This window comes from Haloplanus sp. GCM10025708 (assembly GCF_042663985.1).
In the GTDB taxonomy this organism is placed as follows: Archaea; Halobacteriota; Halobacteria; order Halobacteriales; family Haloferacaceae; genus Salinirarus; species Salinirarus marinus.
Genome location: NZ_JBHSZA010000011.1, coordinates 1,222,142 through 1,238,043, shown reverse-complemented (window position 1 = coordinate 1,238,043; position 15,902 = coordinate 1,222,142). Strand labels below are relative to the sequence as shown.

Here is a 15,902-nt window from a genome sequence, read left to right as displayed (position 1 = left end):
TGCTCGGCCCGGCGTATCACCGTTGCGTTCTCTCGACGCCGCTCGCCTCACGACGACTGCCACCGCGCCAGCAGTTCCCGGTTGCCGTCCTCCGGGAGCCAGTACAGGCGTATCACCTGCGTCGACCTGGCGTGGAGCGCGCCCGAGTCCCCGCGCGTGAGAACCCCCGTCCACGAGACGCTCCGTTCCCGCCCGTCGACGGTGACCACGAGGTTCGAGGCGTGCGTCCGCTCGCCGCCCGCGTGTGCGATCCGGACGTGCGTCTCGTTGACCCGCGAGAGCGACCACTCGGTGTCGGGGCCCGCGGCGGTGGCGGGCCCCTCGGACGCGACGACGACGAGCAGTCCCAGCGAGGCGATCAGCGCCAGCACTAACGCCGCGCCGACGAGGTTCAGTATCCGATCGCCGTCTTCGAGCATCGTTCGGTGGTATCGTACAGTCGTCCGGTCGGACACGCATACGCGTTTCGGTGGTCGAGGGCCGACCCGCGGTCCGTCAGGTCGCGTCGAGGAGGTCGCGCGAGGAGTTCGCCACGACCAGCAGGCTACTCGACGCCATCGCCACCGTCGCGAACAGGGGGTTGAGCAGGCCGACCACCGCCAGCGGGACGGCGACGCCGTTGTAGAGAAACGCCCACCCGACGTTCCGCCGGATGCGCCGCCCCGTGGCCGACGCGAGGTCGAACACCGTCCCGACGGACGCGAGGTCGTCGTCGACGACGGCGACGTCGGCGGCGTCTACGGCGAGCGCCGTCCCGCCCCCGAGGGCGATGCCGAGGTCCGCGCTCGCGAGCGCCGGCCCGTCGTTCGTGCCGTCGCCGATCATCGCCACCGACCCGTCGGCTCCCAACCGCCGGACGGTCTCCGCTTTCGCTTCCGGCGGGACGCCCGCGAACACCCGGTCGATGGCCGGATGGTCGCGGAACTCGCTCGTCGCCGTGTCGTCGTCACCGGTCAGCAAGACGACGTCCATCCCGCGGTCGCTCAGGGCCTGGACCGTCTCCGCCCAGCCCTCGCGCGGGTCGTCTCCCAGAACGACGAGGCCCTCGGCGCGACCGTCGCGCCCGAGGACGACGGGCAGGTGGCCCGCATCGCGGGCGGTCGCCGCGCGATCCGCGAGCGACACCGGGAGCGTCCAGCCACGGTCCGCGAACAGATCCGGGTGGCCGACGAGGACCGTCTCGTCGTCGACGACGCCCTCGACCCCCCGCTGGTGGCTCCGGAAGTCGGTGGGCTGGGCGTGCTTCGCCTCTTCTCCGACGGGTCCCCCGTCCGCGCTGACCCGTTCGTCGCCGAACGCCGCGACGACGGCCTCGGCGACGGGGTGTGCGGACCGGCGTTCGACGGCCGCCGCGGCGGCGCGGAGGTCCTCGGGCGCGTCGACGTCGCGAACGGACAACGCGCCCGTCGTGAGCGTCCCCGTCTTGTCGAAGGCCACGACGTCGACCGTTCGCAGGCGTTCGAAGACAGTGTCGTCGAAGACGACGACGCCGCGCTCCAGCGCTTCGCGGACGCCCGACGCGACGGCCAGCGGCGTCGCCAGACCCAGCGCGCACGGACACGAGACGAGCAGCACCGTCAGCGCGACCAGGAGGGCGCGCGCGACGCCCGCCCCCGTCAGGAAGTACGCGCCGCCGACGAGGACGGCGAGCGCGAGCACGCTCGGGACGAAGACGGTGGCGAGGCGGTCGGCGAGCTTCTGGATTCCGTGGGACGTGCTCTGGAGGTTCCAGACGAGGTCGGCGATCCGATCGACGCTGCTGGTCGCTCCCTCGCCGACCATCACCACGGCCGCGCCGTCGGTCACGACGGACCCGCCGATCACCTCGTCGCCCTCGCGCTTGCCGACGGGGAGCGATTCGCCCGTGACGACGGCCTCGTTCACGGTACACTCGCCGTCCCACACGGTGCCGTCGACGGGAATCCGGTCGCCCTCGCGGACGAGCACCCGATCGCTCGCGTCGAGTTCGTCGGGCGAGACGTCGACCGTCGACCCGTCGTCCCGGTAGCGGTGGGCCCGCTCCACCTGCGCGGACTGCACCGTCGAGAGCAGGTCGGTCGCGCGGCGTTTCGTCGACGACTCGTAGTACCGCCCGGCGGTGACGACGACGACGATGGCGACGGTCACGTCGTAGTAGACGTCGATTCGGCCGAGGGCGACGGCGAGCGTGCTGTAGAGATAGGCGCTCACGGCCGCAACCGCGATCAGCAGGTCCATGTTCGGCTGTCTCGATCTGAGGCTGACAGCGGCCCCCGGAGGATCGGGGCACCCGTGTAGGCCACGACGAGCGACGTGAACACGAACAGGAGATAGAAGAAGTAGCTCCCGTCGGCGAGCTGTGCCCGGACGAGTTCCAGCATCCACTCGGGGTAGAGTCCGAAGTGGAGGGGGTAGATGTAGATGACGTAGGGGAGCATCACCATCATGCCGAGCATGACGCCGCCGACGAGCCGCCAGAGGACGTCGTCATCCGGCCGCTCCCGGCCGAGCGCGTCGTCCCGTCGAGAGGCAGTGTAGCCCGCCGCACTCAGGAGCTCCGGCAGTTCGTCCTCGGTCACTCGGTCCGGATCGTAGTCGACTCGGACCGTTTCGGTGACGTAGCTCGATTCCGCCCTACTGACGCCGTCGTGACTCATCGCCAGCGATTCGACGAACGACTCGCAGGTGGTGCAGTGCATCCCGTCGACGCGGAGAAACGCCCGTTCGTGGCCGGCCGGCGGTGGCGCGTCCGCGTCGCGCCCCGCGTCCGTCGAACCGCCGCGAAGGTCGGACTCGTCGACACCGGCCGCGTCGTCGAGGGCGGCGTGGACGTCGCGACAGCCGACACAGCAGAACGACTCGCCCGCGTCGTTCGTAATCCGATCGCCCGGAGCCGGTAGCCCGCACAGTCGGCAGTCCGTGTCGGTCCCTTCCATGGTTCGATATCCCGCGCGGTACGCCCATACAGCGGTGACCGAGGGATAAGTGAGTCGATATTTATATGGGATATGACACATGAGCCGAGCGCGGGTTCGCCAGTCGCTATAAGTGGGTCGCCGCGGTACGTGATGGCATGAGTGACCGCATCAAACTGAGCCGAGTCGAATCCCGGTTCGCCGAACTCGAATATCCGGTCACCCGCGACGACGCCGCCTCGGAGTTCGCCGACGTGACGGTGACGTTCGCCGAGGGCGAGGAGAACCTCGGCCGACTCATCTCCAAACTCGGGAGCGACGTCTTCGCGGGGACGGACGAACTCTACGCCGAGTTACAGAACGCCCTCCCCGTGGAGGTCGTCGGCGAACCCGGACAGTCCGAAGGCGACGCGTAGGACGGCGGCTGGCTCCCAGAAACCCGGTGTTTAAATATACCGACCGGCTGGTAATTAGCCAAGAATGGAATTCTGCGACGAGTGCGGTTCGATGATGCAGACACAGGACGGGAAGTGGGTCTGTACGAACGCCGACTGTGGCTTCACGAAGCCTCGTAACGAGGAACAAGAGAAGGTCAGTATGACCACGACGGACGCACAGGAGGAGAGCGAAATCATCGAATCGACGGGCGGGTCGAGCGGTCTCCCGACGACCGAGGCCAACTGTCCGAACTGCGACAACGACACCGCCTACTGGTACATGCAGCAGATTCGCTCGGCCGACGAGTCCGAGACGCGCTTTTTCGTCTGCACGGAGTGTGAACACAAGTGGCGGGAGGACGACCACTGACGCTCAGTTTCCTTCGACGAGATTCCTGAGGGCGGTCTGTTCCTCGCGCGTCCCGATGGCGACGAGCAGGTCCCCCGCCTCGACTTCGAACCCGGGGTCCGGATTGGACACCGTCTCCCCGTCACGCTGTATCGCGATGACGGAGACGCCGGTTTCGCTCCGCACTCCCGACTCGCCGAGGGCCGTCCCGACGAGCGGCGAGTCCGACGGGACGTCCACCCACTCGATGATGGCGTCGCCGAGCGGGACGGTCAGCGCGTCGAGATCGACGGATTCGAAGTAGGCCCCTTCCAGTATCGACCCGAGTTTGTTCGCCTCGTCGCTCGTCAGATCGAGGATTTTCCGCCCGTCCGACTCGTCGTTCTCCCGGTAGTACAGTTCGCAGCGTCCGTCGTGGTGGACGACGACGACGACCCGCGCCCCGCCCCGTAGTTCGAGTTCGAACTTGCGGCCGACGCCCGGGACGTCCGTCTCGTAGACGCTCATACCCCCGTTCGACGCGTGGAGAGAAAACAGTACGGGAGTGTCGACGACGCCGTCGCCGGTCACTCGCGGACGAGGAGCGATTCGATGTGCGGTGCAAATTGCATCAGCACCGTCCCGAGGATGCTCATGACCAGCACGTAGCCGACGGCGAACGCGTAAATCCGCTGGGCGGTCGTCGACGTCAGCGTCGCTCCCGCGCCGGCGAGGGCCACCGCGCCGATGATGAGGAGAACTCCCCGCGCGTGACCATCCCGAGGCCGACCCGGAGCGACCGGCGCGCGTCGAGGTCGTAGACCCGCCCGCCGTAGAAGCCGGTGAGGAGTTTCGTGGGGGTCGTCACCGCCACGGCGACGGCGAGCAGGCCGACGACGCCGAACAGCGACAGGGGGTCGGTGACCAGCCCGATCCAGAAGAAGAAGACGGCCGCGAACGTGTCCCGGAGCGGCGAGAGCGCGACCTCCAGGTCGTGGACCGCGCTCGTCGAACTGAACGCCATCCCGACGAAGAAGGCGGCGACGGCCTCGCTGACGCCGACGGCCAGCGCCGCGCCCGCGAGCAGGACCGTGACACCCACCGCGCGGAGGATGAAGTACTCGGTGGACGACGTTCGGAGCAGGCGTTCGAAGAGCGCGGTGCCGAAGTAGACGAGCAGGGCAGCAGCAGGATGAACCCCATCGCGACGCCGACGGATCGGGCCGTCGCTCCGAGACTGCCCTCGCCGACGACGACGGCGGAGACGACCGCGAGGTAGACGGCGATCACGAGGTCCTCGAAGACGAGCGTGCCGAGCATGGGCGTGCTCTCGGGGTTGGCGATCCACCCCAGATCGAGGAGCGTCTTCGTGATGACCGCGCTCGACGAGACGTAGACGATGCCGGCGACGAGGACGGCCGGGATCACCGCACCGAAGGCGAGATAGCCCACCACCAGACCGACGCCGAAGTTCACGCCGAAGTCGACGGCTCCGGCTTTGCCGATGTGGGCGCGGTCGGCGAGGAGGCGGTCCAGGTTGAACTCGAGGCCGAGAAAGAAGAGGAGAAAGACGATACCGAGTTCGGCACCGACCGTGACGAACGCCGTCTCGGTGACGTAAGGCAGCCCGAGACGGCCGACGACGAACTCGTTCGCCAGCATCCCCACGCCGATGTAGAAGGGGATCGGCGAGAGTTCGAACCGGGCCGTGAGAAACCCCACCCCGGCGATGGCAGCGAACATCACGCCGACTTCGAGTAACAGCGTCCCCGCCATCGTAGCTGGGGGTTACTCCGTCCGGCCGCGGCTAAGGTGTTCCGATGGCGGCGGGCGGGCGGTCACCGCCACGCCCGAACCGCGGCGCGCACCACGCCGCTCGCGCTGACCCGTACCGGAGCGACGCCGAGCAGCGACGAGGCGACACCGGGCGAGACGTCGGGACCGGCGCGGGCGACGCTCGCTCCCCGAACGCGAACGTCGACCGTCACCCTGGGGGTCGGCTTCGAAAACGGAGCGGCGGCCGCTGCCGTACGGAGGCGAGCGACAGTCGGCCGGAGACGGGCCGCTGCCGCGAGGGACGGCGCGTCGACGACGACGGTGCGCCCGTCGCCGTCGATCGAAAACTCGTCGTCGCCGCGTTCGAGCGTCAGGTCAGCCTCGAGCGCCGTCACCGCTCGGAGTCGCGGGTGCGGATCCGAACCGATCCGTTGAGCCGCCAGTGGGCGTGGTCGGCGTCCTCGCCGATCCTGTCCGGCACCTCCACTACCAGGTCGTCGAACTCGTAGGTTATCTCCGCGCCGCGCCCGGTGAGTCGCTCGTAGAGGCCGAGTGCGAGTTCGGGCCACGTCCGCGCCTCGTCGATGTCCGCGCCGTCCTCGGTGCTCATGCGCGTCCGTTTCGGAGCGACCTACTTAGAACTGTGCGCGTCACTCGTTGCGCGCGAAGGTGAGATAGCCCGTGTGGCCGACGCCCGCCGTCGAGGGGCGCGATCCGCGCTCGCCGAAGTCCATCCGGCGCTGAATCGTCTCGTACGTGTCGATGGCCGAGAGGTCCGCCTCCCGGGCCGCCTCGACCGTCGCCCGCGAGTTCTCGACGAACGGGGAGTAGACCGCGACGAATCCTCCCGAGACGAGCAGGTCGGCGGCGTGTGCCACCACCCCGGGGGCGTCCTCGGTGTCGAGGGTCAGAAGGTCGAACCCCGAGAGGTCGTCCAGGTCGTCGGTGACGTCGCCCGTTCGGACGTCGACGGCGTCGTCGACGCCGGCGAGTCGCATGTTCTCGCGAGCCACGCCGGCGAAGTCCGGATCGCGTTCGTAGGTCGTCACGTCGGCCCCGATTCGACCGAGGTAGGCCGCGAGGACGCCCGTGCCGGTGCCGGCGTCGAGGATGCGGTCACCGCTGGCCGCGCCGGTGTGGCCGACGACGAGGCCGACGTCGCGGGGCATCATCGGCGCGCCCGTCCGCTCGAAGTGGTTGAACAGGTCGGGCCCCGGGGTTCGCGCACGACGAACTCCTCGCCGAGGTGGGTCTCCAGCGTCTGTCCGGGTTCGACGTCCTCGGGGACGGTGAGGACGCCGAGGTCCGTCTGGAGTTCCTCGCCGGGGGCGCGGAGATACTCCCGGTCGCCGCGGACGAGCAGTATCACTCCAATCGCGCGATCGCGGCCGCGAGGTCGCCGTCCTCGGCTTCGAGGGCCGCGCGGGCGTCGTCCTCGCTCACGCCCGCCCGCTGGGCGACGAGGTTCACGTCGTCGTCGGGGATGCCACCGGCTTCGTCGGCCTCCTCACCGGCCGCTTCCTCTTCGTCCCCGGATTCGAGCGCCCCCGCCTCCCGGCTCTCGGGTTCGCCGACGATCTGGTAGGTCTCCTGGCCCTGTGCGTCCATGCGCGTCACCTGCGGATCCGAGAAGACGAGGTCTTCCTCCGGCGTCCGGATGACGACCTCCTGGGTCTCGAGTTCGGACACGTCGATGCCCATCTGTTTCATCATCTGTTTCATCTTCCGCGGATTCATGCCGCCTCCACCAAACATACCGCACGCGTCGGCGTCCGTCGGCAAAAGCATGGCGAAGGGCGGTCCGAACGACCGATTTCGCCACGGGTCGACGCGCTCGCTCGTCGCCGTCGCTGCCGACGCCGCGCCGACCTCCCGACGCTGGCGGACAGCGGGATAAATCGCCGCGACCTGCCGACTTTTGAGGCCGGCGGTGGAGGTAGGTGTATGTATATCGCCGACCAGGCGTGGCCGGACCTCGAAGACTACGTCGAATCGGAGTCGCTGGCCGTCGTACCGCTGGGATCGACCGAGCAACACGGGCCGCACCTGCCGCTGGCGACGGACCATCTCATCGCCGAGGGCCTCGCCCGCGAGGCGGCCGACCGCACGGGCTTTCTCTGCACGCCGACCGTGAACGTCGGCGTCAGCACTCACCACCGGCAGTTCCACGGCACGATGTGGGTCGACCCGCCGGCCTTTCGCGACTACGTCGAGAGCATGACGCGGAATCTCGCCTACCACGGCGTCGACCGGGTCGTCTTCGTCAACGCCCACGGCGGCAACGTCCAGCACCTGCGCGAGGTGGGACGTCGACTCCGCGACGACGGCACGGCCTACGCCATCGAGTGGATGTGGGACGAGTCCATCCCGGACCTCGTCGACGATCTGTTCGAACACAACGGCCCCCACGGCGGGCCGAAGGAGACGGCCATGATCCAGCATCTCGCGGGCGACCTCGTCCGCGAGGAGCGACTCGACGACGCCCGCGACGGCGGCGTCGTCGACTACGGTCGGAACACCGGCCGGACCTTCGGCGCGCGAACGTACTACGACGCCGTCGACAACAGCGACAACGGCGTCTTCGGCGACCAGACGGACGCCACAGCCGAGAAGGGCGAGCAGCTGTTCGAGGCGGCCACGGAGCAACTGGTGCGACTGCTGGAGTGGCTCGACGAACGGGCGTTCGAGGACCTCGCCCCGAAGCCACACGTCGAGCCCGAGCCGGGGAGCCGTCGCAGAGGGGCCGGATCGACATCTCGGCGGACCGGATGGCCCGGTCGGTGACGCTCCGATGTGTGGATGGCCGCGGGCGACACTGCCGTGGCGACCATCACGACCGGCGAGGCATCTGGACGTCGCCGGCGGGACGCCAGGACGACGCCGAGGGAGCGCGGTGTGCCGTCCCGACGCACCCGCATCGAAAGCTTAAGGCGACGGCTACCCTCGGTTCGAAGTATGTTCGACCCCGAGGACCTCGAAGCGATACGCGAGGCGAAAGCGGAGTGGGAGGAGGAGACGTACAGCCCGACGGTGGAGCGATTCGGGGAGCGCAAAGAGGAGTTCACGACGGACACGGGCGGCCAGACGGTCGACCCCCTGTACACGCCGGACGACATCGCCGACAAGGACTATCAGGCGGACGTCGGCTTCCCCGGCGAGGAGCCGTACACGCGGGGCGTCTACTCGACGATGCACCGGGGGCGCTTCTGGACGATGCGCCAGTACGCGGGGATGGGGACCGCCGAGGAGACCAACGAGCGGTTCCTCTATCTCATGGACCAGGGTCAGACGGGCCTCTCGATGGCGTTCGATCTGCCGACGCAGATGGGTTACGACTCCGACGCCGCGATGGCGCTGGGCGAAGTCGGCAAGTCCGGCGTCGCCATCGACAGCCTCCGCGACATGGAGACGGTGTTCGAGGGGATTCCGCTGGACGAGGTGTCGACCAGCATGACCATCAACGCGCCAGCGAGCATCCTGTTGGCGATGTACATCGCCATCGGCGACAAACAGGGCGTCGACCGGGCGGAACTCCGGGGCACCGTCCAGAACGACATCATGAAAGAGTACGTCGCCCGCAACCTCTACATCTACCCGCCCGAGCAGTCGATGCGCCTCATCACCGACATCTTCGAGTTCTGCGCCGAGGAGACGCCGAAGTTCAACACCATCTCGATCTCGGGCTACCACATCCGCGAGGCGGGATCGACGGCCGCCCAGGAGATCGCCTTCACCCTCGGAAACGGCATCGAGTACGTCCAGGCCGCCATCGACGCCGGCCTCGACGTCGACGGCTTCGCTCCACAGCTCTCGTTTTTCTTCAACGCGCACAACAACGTCCTCGAAGAGGTGGCGAAGTTCCGCGCCGCCCGCCGGATGTGGGCGAAAATCATGGAGGAGCGCTTCGGCGCGGAGAACCCCAAATCGAAGCAGCTCAAATTCCACACCCAGACCGGCGGGTCGACGCTGACCGCCCAGCAGGTGGAGAACAACGTCGTCCGCGTGGCCTATCAGGCGATGGCGGCCGTCCTCGGCGGGACCCAGAGCCTCCACACCAACGGCAAAGACGAGGCGCTGGCGCTGCCCACGGAAAAGAGCGTCCGGACGGCGCTCAGAACGCAGCAGATCCTCGCTCACGAGTCCGGCGTCGCCGACACCATCGACCCCCTGGCAGGGAGTTACTACGTCGAGGCGCTCACCGACGACTTGGAGGAGGAGGCGTTCGAGATTCTAGACGAGGTAGACCGCCGCGAGGGGATGTTAGAGGCCGTCAAAAGCCAGTGGGTTCAGGGACAGATCCAGGACGTCGCCTTCGAGCGCCAGCGGGAGATCGAGTCGGGCGAGCGCGTCATCGTCGGCGTCAACGAGTACCAGGTGGACGAGGAACCGGAGATGGACCTCGAGGAGGTCTCCGAGGAGGACGAACGCCGACAGGTCGAACATCTGGAGACGGTCCGGGAGGAGCGCGACGACGAAGCGGTGGACGCGGCCCTCGCCGCCGTTCGAGACACCGCTCGCGGCGACGGTAACCTCCTCCCGCCAATCGTCGACGCGGTGAAAGCCTACGCTACTATCGGCGAAATCTCGAACGTCCTCCGCGACGAGTTCGGCGAGTACAAACCCGGCAGCTCGATGTAGCTACCGCGCGCGCAACGGGGTGTTCGCCCGCTCCATCGACCGGACGAGTTCCTCGGTGACGGCGCTCTTTCGATGCTCCACCATCAGGTGCACCTGCAGGTCACGCCGCTCGGCGAACGACGTGGTGCAGAGCGGACACCGGCGCCCCTCCGTATTAGACATGATTATTCATTATATACGACGCACGTCTGACCTGATATAGATTTCGGAACCAGCTACATCGGTGACACGTCCGCGAGGCGGCGGCATTTATGTCCGCTCCGTACGTCGAATCGGCCATGCACTTCGACCACGCGGGCATCGCCACCGACGACGCGAACGAACTCGCGTCGCTGTTCGGCGACCTGTTCGGCCTGCCCGTCGCCCACGAGGAGGAGTTCGAGGGGATGACCGTCGTCTTCCTCGACGTCGGCGACGGCTACTTCGAGTTGCTCGACCCCGGCGACGGTGGCGCGATCGCGCGCTACCTCGACCGGAACGGCCCCGGCGTTCACCACCTCGCGCTCGCCACCGACGACATCGACGGCGCGCTCGACAGGGCCCGTGCGCACGGCGTCGAACTCGTCGACGAGGAGCCTCGCCCCGGCGCGTGGGACCACGAGGTGGCGTTCCTGCATCCCGAGTCCACCGGCGGCGTCCTCGTCGAGTTCGTCTCGCACTCGTGATCGGGTCGCCGTCACGCGACTGGCTCTCTCACCGGGCCGACGCCTCGCCGGACGCGACGGCGCTGATCGAGGCCGGTTCGGGCGAGACCTGGACCGCCGCCGAACTCGACGCCGCGGTGGCCCGAACCGCCGGCCAACTCGCCGCCCTCGGCGTCGGCGCGGGCGACCACCTCGGCGTCGCCGCGCCGCCCCGCGTCTCGACGGTCCGCCTCGTGTTCGCCGCGATGCGTCTCGGTGCCGTCCTCGTCCCGATCGGTCCGCGACTCACCGGCCGGGAGATCCGACGCAGCGCCGAGACGGCCGACGTGACGACGCTCGTCTGTACGGCCGAGACGGAAACCGCGGCGCTCGACGGCCTGCGCGGCACGTCCGTCCCCGTCGCCGCCGTCGACGACCCCGCCGACGCGGCCGTCACGTCGCTGTCGGCGACGGAGCCGACGCCGTTCGACGCCTACGAGTGGGCCGAATCGGACCGGCTGGCTCTCCTGTTCACCTCGGGGACGACGGGGTCGCCGAAGGCCGTCGACCTGCGGCTTGGCAACTTCCTCGCGAGCGCGACGGCGTCGGCGTTCCGCCTCGGCCTCCGGCGCGACGACCGGTGGCTGGTGACGCTCTCGCTGCACCACGCCGGCGGCCTCGTCCAGATCCAGCGGCTGGCGCTCTACGGAACCGCGGTGGTCCTCCGGGAGTCGTTCGACGCCGCGGGCGTCGTCGCCGACGTCGAGCGCCACGACGTGACCGGCGTCTCGCTGGTGCCGACGATGCTCGACCGACTGCTCGACGCCGCCGACGGGACGCCCGCGTTCGACGACTCCCTGCGCGCTGTGTTGCTCGGGGGCGCGCCCGCGACGGAGGGGCTGATCGAGCGGTGTCGCGCCCGCGACGTTCCGGTTTTCCCCACCTACGGGATGACGGAGGCGGCGTCGCAGATCGCCACGGCGACGCCCGCGGAGGCGTTCGCGCATCCGGGGACCGTCGGCCGACCGCTCTACGGGACGGACCTCACGGTCCGCGACGAGGACGGGACTCGACTGCCCCGCGGCGAGGCGGGCGAACTCGTCGCTTCGGGGCCAACCGTCGCCGCGGGCTACTACGGCGACCCCGAAGCGACCGACGAGGCGTTCGGCCCGGCGGGCCTCCGTACCGGCGACGCCGGCTACCGGGACGACGACGGCCGCGTGTGGGTGTTGAACCGCCTCGACGACCGCATCGTCACCGGCGGGGAGAACGTCGATCCGGGCGAGGTAGCGGCCGTCCTGTGCGAGCATCCGACCGTCGACGACGCCGCCGTGGTCGGCGTCCCGGACGAGGAGTGGGGCGAACGCGTCTCGGCGCTCGTCGTCGCCGAGGGCGTGACCGCCGTCGACCTCCGCGAGCACTGTCGGTCGTCGCTCGCGGACTACAAGGTGCCCCGAGAGTTCGCGTTCGCCGAGGCCCTCCCGCGGACGGCGTCGGGAACGGTCGAACGGCCGGCCGTGCGCGCGCGCTTCGAGGATTAGTCGCTCGAACTGACGGGGACGCTCCCGTTTTCCGCCGATGACAGGCGGCGTTCGAGGGCGAGAAGGCCCAGTGCGATGGCGACGCAGACGGCGACGAGCAGCGGCCAGAGCAGGTGTTGGAGGCCGTAATCGAAGAAGACGCCGCCGACGGCGGCCCCGACGCCCATGCCGAGCCGTTTCGCGATTTCGAGCAGCGAGAGCTGTGAGCCGCGTTCGGCGGCGCGGCCGAGGTCGCTCGCGAGCGACGTCGCGAGCGGCGCGTGAAGGATCTCGGCGGCCGTCCGAACGACGAGAAAGACGCCGACGAGAGCGACGCCGACGAGTCGCGGAACGCCCGGGACGGCCATGATCGCGAGGAAACTCGCGGCCCAGAGCCCGGCGGAGGCGACGAGCCCGCGGGTACGTCGCCAGCGGGTGACGGCGGCGACGAGCGGCATCTGAAAGAGGACGATGACGGCCGGGTTCAGGACGTAGAGCGTGCCGAGCTGGGCCGACGAGAGCGAGAGCGTCTCGGCGGCGACGACGGGCACGGTGGCCTGCATCTGGGCATACATGACCGCGAACCCGACGTTCAGGAGCGCGAGCGCGAGGATGCGCGGGCGAGTGACCGCCCGCCGCCAGGCGTCCACGGAGTCGGCGAGCGACGCCGTGGCCCGCCCGTCGTGGACGCGCGGGAGGACCGCGAGGAGGACGGCGGCGACGACGCCGGAAGTGAGACCGTCGGCGACGAAGATGGCAGTGGAGGCGAACGAGTAGAGGACGCCGCCGACGACGAATCCCGTCCCGAAGCCGGCGTTGCTGGCGACTTTCAGCAGGGCGTAGCCGCGTTCGCGTTCCGCGGCGTCGGTCAGGTCGGCCGTCATGGCCTGACTCGCGGGCGCGTAGAGGCCCACGGTGAGACCGGCGGCCGTCGCCACCGCGACGAACTGGGCGGCGGTAGCGACGAGGGCGTACGCCGACAGCGTCAGCGTCGAGAGCGCCATGCTCCAGACCATGATCGGTCGCCGTCCGTACCGGTCGGCGAGATAGCCGCCGAGCGCCGTCCCCGCCGCCGTCGCGACGTTGTTGGCGAGGAGGCCCAGGCCAACCAGCGAGAGGGGAATGCCGACCTGCAGGTGGAAGTGAACGCTGGCGAACGGGTAGACCAGCCCGGATCCGAAGACGTTGACGAGGCGGCCGATGGCGATTGCGTACACGGGCCGTCTGAAGCCACGGAACGCGTCGAGTGAGCGACCGAACACGACCGTCCGTCGGTCACGGAGCCACCTGAACGGTTCGTTCCGCGACGGCGAGTCCCCGTCCGCTCGAAGCGCCACGCGCGGCCGCAGTAGTCGTGGGAGTTTTGCACAATGTATACAAACTATTTTGAAGGGCGGCCGCGTACGCTCTCGCGGAATGCCGGATTCGATGGCCGAATACCTCCAGGCCGATATGGAGTGTGAAGGGTTGCTGGAGTGTCTCCACGGCCTCAAGGGACTCGACAGGGAGTGTTACAAGGTGCTCGTGGACGCCGACGAACCGCTGACGGTCGACGAAGTCGCGGCGGAGGTCGATCGCGAACGGTCGACGGCGTACCGCGCTATCCAGCGGTTGCTCCAGACGGGGTTCGTCCGGAAAGACCAGGTCAACTACGAACAGGGCGGCTACTACCACGTCTATCGGCCCACCGAGCCGGACGAAGTCGCCGACGACATGCAGCGGCTGCTCAACGAGTGGTACGCGAAGATGGGCCAGTTGATCCAGGAGTTCCGGAACAAATACGACGAGGCCGACGCCGTCGCGTCGACGGACGACTGAGCCCCTCGACCGACCAACAGTATAAGCCCCCGCCGTGAATGCGTTCGGTATGCGGCTCGAGGACTACTGGGGAGTCGGCCCGAAGACGGCCGCGCAGTTGCGCGAGACGATCGGCGAGGAGGCCGCCATCGAGGCCATCGACTCGGCGAACGTGCGGCGGCTCGCGGATGCGGGCGTCGCGAGCGGTCGCGTGATCCGTATCCTGCGGCGCGCGAACGCCGGCGCGGCCATCGATCTGCTGGCGACGACCGACGCCCGCGACGTCTACGACGACATCCTCTCTCTCGCGAGCGACTACGCCCTCACGCGACACGCGGCCGACAGGATCCGCGTGTTGACGCCGCTGTCGAACCGTGACGCCATCGAGGACCGACTCGACGAGGTGGTCGCGGCTCGCGACCTCTGGGACGGCCTCGACGCGGACGAACGCACGGCCCTCGTGGCGGCGTTCGACGCCTACGACGAGGCGAACGAGACGGAGCGATCGGCGGTCGAGACGGCGCTGACGCTCCGCGAGATGGGGCTCACGGGCGGGCCGTTCGACGTCCTCGCGGACGTCGACGCCGAGGACCTTCGCGAGGCGAGCGAGGCGCTCCAGTACGTGACCGACGACGGCGTCGCCGACGGGGCCGACGAGGAACTGGACCGGCTCCGGGCGGACCTCGCCGACGCCCGCGAACTCGAACACGACGCGTTCGGGGTGTTGGATCGGGTCCGCGAGGGCGGGGTGTACGACCTCGAAGATTTCAAACGCGCGTTCGTCGACCACGTCGTCACCGAGACGTCGCTGTCGGCGGCGACGGTTCGAGCCGCCACGCCCGACCGCGCACAGGACGCTGCCGACTACGTCAGCACGACGCTCCGGGCTCTGGTCGCCGACCTCGAATCCGCGGTCGAGCGCCGGGAGGCGACGGTCCGCGCGGAGCTCCGCGGGGCCGTCGACGACGCGCGCGAGGATGTCGACGCCGCCGTCGCCGCCGTCGACGATGCCGCGTTCACGCTCTCGCTGGCGCGTTTCGCCGCCGAATACGGCCTCACCCGCCCCTCGCTGGATACGGACGGCCTCGCTGTCGCGAACGCCCGCAACCTCTTCGTCGAGGGCGAGGTGCAGCCGGTCACCTACGCCGTCGGCGACCACGACCTGCCGTCCCCCGACGAACCACCGTCGGGCGACCGCGTGGCGATCCTGACCGGGGCGAACAGCGGCGGGAAGACGACGCTTCTGGAGACGCTGTGTTCGGTCGTCCTCCTGGCGTCGATGGGGCTCCCCGTCCCGGCCGAGCGCGCGGAGGTCGGCCGGTTCGAGGCGCTCGTCTTCCACCGACGCCACGCCAGTTTCAACGCCGGGGTACTGGAGTCGACGCTCAAGAACATCGTCCCGCCGCTGGCCGACGATCGGCGGACGCTCGTCCTCGTCGACGAGTTCGAGGCCATCACCGAACCGGGGCGGGCGGCCGACCTCCTCGACGGCCTCGTGGATCTGACCGTCGACCGGGACGCGCTCGGCGTCTACGTGACCCACCTCGCGGAAGATCTCGCCCCTCGTTCGGACGAGGTTCGCGTCGACGGCATCTTCGCCCGGGGGCTCACGCCCGACCTGGAACTGGAGGTGGACTACCAGCCGCGCTTCGGGACGCTCGGTAAATCCACGCCGGAGTTCATCGTCTCTCGGCTCGTCGCCGACGCTACCGACCGCACCGAACGGCGGGGGTTCGAATCCCTCGCGGCCGCCGTCGGCGAAGAGGCCGTCCAGCGGACGCTCTCGGACGCGCGCTGGGACGCCTGACCACCGCGGAGCTAACTGTGTTGGGAGGTGTTTTTTCCGACGGGTGGCTGACGAATTATCCGTGTCTCCCGCCGGCACGCCC

Annotated in this window: 14 protein-coding genes and 4 pseudogenes; 8 read left to right on the top strand and 10 right to left on the bottom strand. The window is 69.1% G+C overall.

Annotated features, from left to right (window positions below):
* Positions 1-47: 47 nt before the first annotated feature.
* Positions 48-419: a hypothetical protein gene (locus tag ACFQJD_RS09915; protein ID WP_379797935.1), complete on the bottom strand. Its 372-nt coding sequence runs from the start codon at positions 417-419 to the stop codon at positions 48-50.
* 76 nt (positions 420-495) lie between these two features.
* A pseudogene (locus tag ACFQJD_RS09910) lies at positions 496-2,915 on the bottom strand (heavy metal translocating P-type ATPase).
* 137 nt (positions 2,916-3,052) lie between these two features.
* Between ACFQJD_RS09910 and ACFQJD_RS09905 the strand changes: the two are divergent.
* Positions 3,053-3,310, top strand: coding sequence for a hypothetical protein (locus ACFQJD_RS09905; RefSeq protein WP_379797933.1), 258 nt, complete (start codon positions 3,053-3,055; stop codon positions 3,308-3,310).
* Positions 3,311-3,374: 64 nt separating this feature from the next.
* The gene (locus tag ACFQJD_RS09900; protein WP_379797931.1) at positions 3,375-3,701 is read left to right on the top strand and encodes a transcription factor S; all 327 of its coding nucleotides are present in this window, start codon (positions 3,375-3,377) and stop codon (positions 3,699-3,701) included.
* A gap of 3 nt (positions 3,702-3,704) precedes the next feature.
* Here ACFQJD_RS09900 and ACFQJD_RS09895 read toward each other — a convergent pair whose 3' ends face one another.
* From ACFQJD_RS09895 to ACFQJD_RS09870, 6 genes and pseudogenes are all read right to left on the bottom strand, one after another.
* Entirely contained in the window at positions 3,705-4,187 is a 483-nt protein-coding gene (locus ACFQJD_RS09895; protein WP_379797929.1) for a cation:proton antiporter regulatory subunit, read from the bottom strand.
* A gap of 59 nt (positions 4,188-4,246) precedes the next feature.
* A pseudogene (locus ACFQJD_RS09890) lies at positions 4,247-5,435 on the bottom strand (cation:proton antiporter).
* Positions 5,436-5,497: 62 nt separating this feature from the next.
* On the bottom strand, positions 5,498-5,830 hold the full coding sequence (locus ACFQJD_RS09885; RefSeq protein ID WP_379797927.1) for a hypothetical protein: 333 nt from the start codon (positions 5,828-5,830) through the stop codon (positions 5,498-5,500).
* The gene (locus ACFQJD_RS09880) at positions 5,827-6,045 is read right to left on the bottom strand and encodes a hypothetical protein (protein WP_379797925.1); all 219 of its coding nucleotides are present in this window, start codon (positions 6,043-6,045) and stop codon (positions 5,827-5,829) included. The genes ACFQJD_RS09885 and ACFQJD_RS09880 overlap by 4 nt, the downstream gene beginning before the upstream one ends.
* 40 nt (positions 6,046-6,085) lie before the next feature.
* Positions 6,086-6,804: pseudogene (locus ACFQJD_RS09875) on the bottom strand (methyltransferase domain-containing protein).
* Positions 6,801-7,190, bottom strand: a complete 390-nt coding sequence (locus tag ACFQJD_RS09870) for a nascent polypeptide-associated complex protein (protein WP_379797923.1) — start codon at positions 7,188-7,190, stop codon at positions 6,801-6,803. The pseudogene ACFQJD_RS09875 and the gene ACFQJD_RS09870 overlap by 4 nt, the downstream one beginning before the upstream one ends.
* Positions 7,191-7,379: 189 nt before the next feature.
* On the opposite strand from ACFQJD_RS09870, the gene ACFQJD_RS09865 reads away from it, so the two are divergent.
* Positions 7,380-8,219, top strand: coding sequence for a creatininase family protein (locus ACFQJD_RS09865; RefSeq protein WP_379797921.1), 840 nt, complete (start codon positions 7,380-7,382; stop codon positions 8,217-8,219).
* 171 nt (positions 8,220-8,390) lie between these two features.
* Positions 8,391-10,073 (top strand): acyl-CoA mutase large subunit family protein, encoded by a 1,683-nt coding sequence (locus ACFQJD_RS09860; protein ID WP_379797919.1) that lies wholly within the window; start codon positions 8,391-8,393, stop codon positions 10,071-10,073.
* Here ACFQJD_RS09860 and ACFQJD_RS09855 read toward each other — a convergent pair whose 3' ends face one another.
* Positions 10,074-10,235: a hypothetical protein gene (locus ACFQJD_RS09855; protein WP_379797917.1), complete on the bottom strand. Its 162-nt coding sequence runs from the start codon at positions 10,233-10,235 to the stop codon at positions 10,074-10,076. It lies immediately after the preceding gene.
* A gap of 116 nt (positions 10,236-10,351) precedes the next feature.
* Between ACFQJD_RS09855 and mce the strand changes: the two genes are divergently transcribed.
* Together mce and ACFQJD_RS09845 are read left to right on the top strand one after the other, a co-directional pair.
* Positions 10,352-10,738 (top strand): methylmalonyl-CoA epimerase, encoded by a 387-nt coding sequence (gene mce, locus ACFQJD_RS09850; protein WP_379797915.1) that lies wholly within the window; start codon positions 10,352-10,354, stop codon positions 10,736-10,738.
* Positions 10,735-12,225 (top strand): annotated as a pseudogene (locus ACFQJD_RS09845) (class I adenylate-forming enzyme family protein); the annotation flags it as partial. The gene mce and the pseudogene ACFQJD_RS09845, both read left to right, overlap by 4 nt.
* 8 nt (positions 12,226-12,233) lie before the next feature.
* On the opposite strand, the gene ACFQJD_RS09840 reads toward ACFQJD_RS09845, so the two are convergent.
* On the bottom strand, positions 12,234-13,553 hold the full coding sequence (locus tag ACFQJD_RS09840) for an MFS transporter (RefSeq protein ID WP_379797913.1): 1,320 nt from the start codon (positions 13,551-13,553) through the stop codon (positions 12,234-12,236).
* A gap of 79 nt (positions 13,554-13,632) precedes the next feature.
* Here ACFQJD_RS09840 and ACFQJD_RS09835 point away from each other — a divergent pair, with 79 nt between their 5' ends.
* Both ACFQJD_RS09835 and ACFQJD_RS09830 read left to right on the top strand, forming a co-directional pair.
* Complete coding sequence (locus ACFQJD_RS09835; RefSeq protein WP_379797910.1) at positions 13,633-14,034, top strand: helix-turn-helix domain-containing protein; 402 nt, start codon at positions 13,633-13,635, stop codon at positions 14,032-14,034.
* 49 nt (positions 14,035-14,083) lie between these two features.
* Positions 14,084-15,820 (top strand): DNA mismatch repair protein, encoded by a 1,737-nt coding sequence (locus ACFQJD_RS09830; RefSeq protein ID WP_379797908.1) that lies wholly within the window; start codon positions 14,084-14,086, stop codon positions 15,818-15,820.
* Positions 15,821-15,902 lie beyond the last annotated feature (82 nt).